The following is a 5081-nucleotide window of genomic DNA, read 5'->3' on the forward strand; positions in this document are numbered from 1 at the left end:
ACTCAGGCTTATGCTACTGATATAAATGAAGAAAGTTCATCAGATGCAACCAAAGAAAAGGTCGTTTATCTTACCTTTGATGATGGTCCAGGAGGAAATGTTACAAAAGATATTTTAGATACTTTAAATAAAGAAGGAGTTAAAGCCACATTTTTTGTAATAGGTTCAGAAATCAAAGGCCAAGAATCAATTTTATTAAGAATGAAGGATGAAGGACATAGTATAGGCTTACATAGCTTTACTCATGATAGAGATAAACTTTATTGTAATAATGAAAACTTTTTAAATGAAATGGTAAAATCTCAAGAAGCTATCTATAATGTAACTGGAGAAAAATATTATATTCTAAGATTTCCTTTTGGATGTAATAACAAAAGTTATAGACTAACACAAAATTTGGTAGATCTTCTACATAAAAATAATTTTAAAATATATGATTGGAATGCAGATAGTGGAGATGGAGCAAATTATAAATCTTCTCCAGAAAGTATTGCAAAAAAAGCTTGTAAAACTGGAGATAATGTAGTAGTTTTAATGCATTGTGGTTTTATAAATAAAACTTCTGCTAAAGCTCTTCCTTCTGTAATTAAATATTATAAAGATAGTGGTTATATATTTAAAACTATTGATGAAACTACCCCTGAAATATATAAGGTTATAAAGCATTAAAAAAGATGCTGTCCTTTAATTTAGTTTTAAATTCTTGGACAGCACCCTATAAAAAAATATATTAATGGGCAATTTTTATTTACTAACTACTGTTCCTGTAGCCTTTAGAGCTATTCCTATAGATTTATATAATATTGTACCTAAAAAGATATTCATTAGTGTAGCAGGTAATACAACTAGAATAACTAAAGTAAAGAAATCACTTGGTAGTCCAACAATTATGCTAGCTGAAGATAAAAAAGTTAACCCACTAACTAATGTTCCAATACTTAATGCAAATATCATCTTTATATTATTGCTCACCCTATTTCCCATAGCCTTAAACATGAAATATATAACATGTCCAGTTACTATTTTGTCTATAATATTAGGTAGTTGTCCTCCTGGAAACTTTGTTGTTAAGGCAGTTATAACTCCCATTATAATACTTGATATTAAAGTAGTTTTATAATCTTTATTAATTAATATAATAATAAATAGCATTGCAATTGCAAAATCTGGTTGCATTGGTAATCCTAAAGCTGGTGTAATTTGATGTAATAAAGCTCCTATAGCTATTAATATTGAATTTAATATCATTTTTTTAACATTCATATTTCTTTCCATAATAATTCTCCTTTTATTATTATTTTTAAACTTTATTATCTCCTGTCTTTCATACCATAATTACCAGCTCCTCTATATTTTCTTATAAAAAAAAACGCCCTATACAAAATGTATAGGACGGTATTATCCGCGTTGCCACCTAAATTGCTTAAATAAGCCTCTCTTATCAGGTACTATTATACCCTATTCCCTATATCGTGGGAATTACGGATCAACTACTTTAATAAATTTCGTATCACTCCTCAAAGGCCCATTCACTATTTGCTACAGTACTGAAATTCCACCATCTTCAGCTCTCTAAAACCTTACAATCTAGTTACTATCCCTTATCAATGGACTTGTCTTTCTTTTATTTATTATTATAATATTCCTATTAAATTTATTTGTCAATAGTTTCTAAAACTTTTTTTCTATTAGGTATTATAATCATAAAAATAAATAAACTTAATAAAAGCATTCCTTTAATTATACTAGTTCCACTAATACTCCACCAAACTCCATTTAATTCTAAAGCAGCAAAGCCACTTAAAAATATAGCAATAGGTATTCTTAGACCTGTAAATATTATACTTACCAGCGAAGGAGTTACTGTATTTCCTAAACCATTAAAAGCTCCAGCTGTGGTAATCTCAATACACATAAAAAGCTGTGATATGCCTAAAATTTTCAGATAAATTCCTCCTGCCTTTATAGCTTCTGCTTCTGGAATAAATATTGAAAATATACTTTCTCCTGCAAAAATTAAAAGTATTGTAGCAAATATTCCAATGACGCTTGAAAGTATCATTGTAACTTTATATCCTTTTAGTATTCTATCCCACTTATCAGCCCCATAGTTTTGTCCAACAAAGGCAGTTAATGCAGCTCCAAATCCTTCTGCTGTCATCCATGATATTGCTTCTATTTGAGAACCAACCTTTTGCACAGCTATAGCTACTGGTCCCCAAGCTGCTATTAATCTACCTATTATCATGGCAAAAAAAGCGAAAGAACAACTTTGAACTGCTGTTGGTATTCCTAACTTGCATATTTTAAGGATAGTTTCTTTATCTATATATTTTACATTTTTCAGTTCTAAACTATATCCATTCTTAATAAAAGCAATAATAAAAATAAAGGTTACTATAGCTTGTGCTCCAACAGTTGCTAATGCTGCACCTACAACACCAAGGGCTGGAAAGCCAAGTAGTCCAAAAATAAGTATTGGATCAAATACAATATTTACTATTAACCCTATTGTATTAATAAGAAAAGGAATTTTACTACTTCCTGCTGCATTAAAGATACTAGTAAATAAAGGATTTAAAAAACTAAATATCATTCCTATAGAAACTACTACTAAATAGCCAATAGCCATATTATTAATTTCAGTATCTCCTAATTTAAAGAATCCTACTAATCCCTTTCTAAATACTATTAAAAACACCGTATAAATTAAAGCTACTAATACAGTAATTAGTAAACTGTTATAAATTGTTTTATTCCTTTCATTAAAATCTTTTTTGCCAATAGATTGCGATACTCCGATCTGTGCTCCTATTTTTGATATTAATACTAGAGAACTTCCGAACCAAGTAAAAAATCCAGCTGTTCCAATAGCTGCAACTGCATTACTTCCAATTCTTCCAACCCATATCATATCTATCATATTATAAGCCATTTGTATAAAGGAAGTACCTAAAATAGGCAATGATAGCTTAATTAAAGTGCTACTTATATTCCCTGATACTAAATCAACTGATCTCTTCATATGTCCTCCTTAAGAACTATAAAAAACTTCATAAAATTTGAAAATAAAATTTATATTACATATATATTAGTAAATATAAACTTTATTTTAAAATTATGAAGCTTCTGTTATTAATAATCTATTTATTTAACATATTTATTATATTTTCAAAATTTTGTGGTTTACTATAGTAATATCCTTGAACAGTATCACACTCCATCTTTTTCAAGTACTCTACTTGTTCTTCTTCTTCAACACCTTCTGCAACTACAGTAATACCTAACTTATGGGATAATTGAATAATTTTTTCTACTATGTACCTACTCTTATCATTTTCAATCATATCAATTACAAAGCTCCTGTCTATTTTCAAAACATCAATAGGAAGTTTTGTTAAATGATTTAGAGAAGAATATCCAGTGCCAAAATCATCTAAAGCTATAGATGAGCCTAAATTCTTAATCTGCATTAAATAATTTATATTTCTATCTACAGATTTCATTATCATACTTTCTGTAATTTCAAACTCAATATATTTAGGAGAAAATTTAAATTCTTCAATTAACAATTTGAAATACTCCAGTAAATCTCCCTCTCTTAGTTGAATTTCTGATAAATTAACTGCAATTTTAAAATTATCATAACCTTCTGATAATAAATACTTTATTTTAATAAAGACTTCTCTTAAAACAAACTTACCTATTGGTATAATTAATCTTGTGCTTTCTGCAATTGGTATAAATTCAGATGGACTTACTAAACCGATCTCTGAACTATTCCATCTAAGTAAAGCCTCAAAGCCATCTATTTCATTATCTGCCAGTCTAACCTTTGGTTGAAATACAACAAACATTTCATCATTATCCAAAGCTGTCCTAAGACCCCTTTGAATGGAATAAATTCTGTTTATTTCCCTTGAGATATTACTATTAAACATCTCCCACTTATTTTTTCCGTTACTCTTAGCTAAATACATGGCAGCATCAGCATTTTTAAGTAATGACTCAAACTCTTCGCCATCATCTGGATAAACAGCAACACCTATACTTAAAGATGCAAAAATTTCATTATTATTTATATTATATGGTACTTTTAATATCTCCGTAATTTTCATTACAACTTTTTTAACATCACGAAAATCAGATATATATGGTATAAAAATTAGAAATTCATCTCCACCAAATCTACATAATAATTCATTTAAATTTAATTTTTTCTTTAGGTCATCTGAAAACCTTTTTAGAAATTTATCTCCACAATTATGCCCATAAGAATCATTTATAAATTTAAAATTATCTATGTCAACTATTATTAAGGCTCCTCTAGTTTTATTTACAATATTATCCTTTAATTGATTATCCATTATTGTTTTAAAGCTTTTTCTATTATTTAATCCAGTAAGTTCATCATAAGCGTTAATATATTCTAACTTTAAGCTTGAATCCTTTTCATTACTAATATTATGTACATATCCTTCAAATATAGAAAAATTCCCATAAATATCTTTCTTAGTAAATCCATTTATTCTAACCCAAAGTTCTTGTCCTAAAATGTTTATAACTTTTATCTCTATATCTTCTGTACAATTATTTAATTCATAATGTAAGGTGTCAATATAATCACTATGTATTAGCTCTTTTACTTCATTAAAATTAAATGCAATAAATTTATCTTCATAGCCAATAATTTCCTTATTGTTCCCGTAAAATATTACTAAGTCTTCTTCTTTATTGGCATAAATAAAAAGACCTTTTATAGAATTTATAAAGGAATTCTTAAAATTCCATAAGAATTCCTCCTTATTTTCATTCAAAAATTTTATATCTTTAATCCTAAGGGAATCAACTTTCTTGTTATAATCATTTTCCCTAATCATATCAAAATCCTCTTAAATCTAATTTTGTTTTTCTTCAATTATATCTTCGTCCGTTCTTTCTTTTTCTTTACTATCTTTTATTAAAGTTGCTACTAAAGCAGCTCCTGCTACTAATGCAACTGCTAATTTTCCCATCTTTCTAATTTTCATTTTTTACTCCTCCTAACATATTTATCTAAATTGATTAATAGTTTCGTCGTA

At 27.7% G+C, this 5081-nt stretch carries 5 protein-coding genes and 1 other annotated feature; of the genes, 1 reads left to right on the forward strand and 4 read right to left on the reverse strand.

What is annotated here, in order from left to right; translation table 11 throughout:
* Positions 1 to 21 precede the first annotated feature (21 nt).
* Positions 22 to 669, forward strand: coding sequence for a polysaccharide deacetylase family protein (locus tag HUJ77_RS07970; protein WP_291708101.1), 648 nt, complete (start codon positions 22 to 24; stop codon positions 667 to 669).
* A 75-nt stretch (positions 670 to 744) separates the two neighbouring features.
* Here HUJ77_RS07970 and HUJ77_RS07975 read toward each other — a convergent pair whose 3' ends face one another.
* From HUJ77_RS07975 to HUJ77_RS07990, 4 genes are all read right to left on the reverse strand, one after another.
* A complete protein-coding gene (locus HUJ77_RS07975) occupies positions 745 to 1275 on the reverse strand; it encodes a tryptophan transporter (protein ID WP_291708052.1) in 531 nt (176 codons plus the stop codon).
* A 110-nt stretch (positions 1276 to 1385) separates the two neighbouring features.
* Positions 1386 to 1617 (reverse strand) — a binding site (T-box leader).
* A 37-nt stretch (positions 1618 to 1654) separates the two neighbouring features.
* On the reverse strand, positions 1655 to 3025 hold the full coding sequence (locus tag HUJ77_RS07980) for an MATE family efflux transporter (protein ID WP_291708053.1): 1371 nt from the start codon (positions 3023 to 3025) through the stop codon (positions 1655 to 1657).
* A 118-nt stretch (positions 3026 to 3143) separates the two neighbouring features.
* A complete protein-coding gene (locus HUJ77_RS07985; protein ID WP_291708054.1) occupies positions 3144 to 4880 on the reverse strand; it encodes an EAL domain-containing protein in 1737 nt (578 codons plus the stop codon).
* 18 nt (positions 4881 to 4898) lie between these two features.
* On the reverse strand, positions 4899 to 5030 hold the full coding sequence (locus HUJ77_RS07990; protein WP_291708055.1) for a hypothetical protein: 132 nt from the start codon (positions 5028 to 5030) through the stop codon (positions 4899 to 4901).
* Positions 5031 to 5081: the final 51 nt, after the last annotated feature.

This window comes from Clostridium sp. (genome assembly GCF_021443865.1).
Lineage (GTDB): Bacteria > Bacillota > Clostridia > Clostridiales > Clostridiaceae > Clostridium.

Coding starts and splice junctions, on each gene's coding strand:
- HUJ77_RS07990 (WP_291708055.1), bottom strand. CDS start 5,030: ATGAAAATTAGAAAGATGGGAAAATTAGCAGTTGCATTAGTAGCAGGA.
- HUJ77_RS07980 (WP_291708053.1), bottom strand. CDS start 3,025: ATGAAGAGATCAGTTGATTTAGTATCAGGGAATATAAGTAGCACTTTA.
- HUJ77_RS07975 (WP_291708052.1), bottom strand. CDS start 1,275: ATGGAAAGAAATATGAATGTTAAAAAAATGATATTAAATTCAATATTA.
- HUJ77_RS07985 (WP_291708054.1), bottom strand. CDS start 4,880: ATGATTAGGGAAAATGATTATAACAAGAAAGTTGATTCCCTTAGGATT.